This is a genomic window from Ancylomarina sp. 16SWW S1-10-2 (assembly GCF_009669305.1).
In the GTDB taxonomy this organism is placed as follows: Bacteria; Bacteroidota; Bacteroidia; order Bacteroidales; family Marinifilaceae; genus Ancylomarina.
The window spans coordinates 1-384 of the sequence record NZ_SADB01000322.1; the positions used below are offsets into that span (position 1 = coordinate 1).

The following is a 384-nucleotide window of genomic DNA, read 5'->3' on the forward strand; positions in this document are numbered from 1 at the left end:
CCCTGGACGTGGGCCAGGGGGATGCCCTGCTGGCCCGGCTGGGTGGGGCCGAGGTGCTGGTGGACGGGGGCCGGCCCGAGCAGGGGGAAAAGGTGGTGCGGGCCCTAAGGGCCCTGGGGGTGGAAGCCCTCGAGGTCCTGGTGGCCACCCATCCCGACGTGGACCACTACGGCGGGCTCCTCCAGGTGGTGGCCGAGCTCCCGGTGGGCCTGGCCCTCCTCTCCCCGGCCTTTCCCCGGGATCACCCCTTGGTGCGGGCTCTGGAGGCCAAGGGGGTACCCATCCGCTACCCCGGCGCGGGCACGCGGCTCAGGGTGGGGCGGGGGAGCCTCGAGGTCCTCTGGCCTCCTGGCCCGCAAGCAGACGACAACCAAGGCGGTCTGG

Annotated in this window: 1 protein-coding gene; it reads left to right on the forward strand. The window is 74.2% G+C overall.

Annotation, left to right across the window (positions count from 1 at the left end; all coding sequences use genetic code 11):
* The coding region (locus tag EMN46_RS19375) for an MBL fold metallo-hydrolase (protein WP_154202658.1) at positions 1–384 on the forward strand (384 nt) is incomplete at both ends.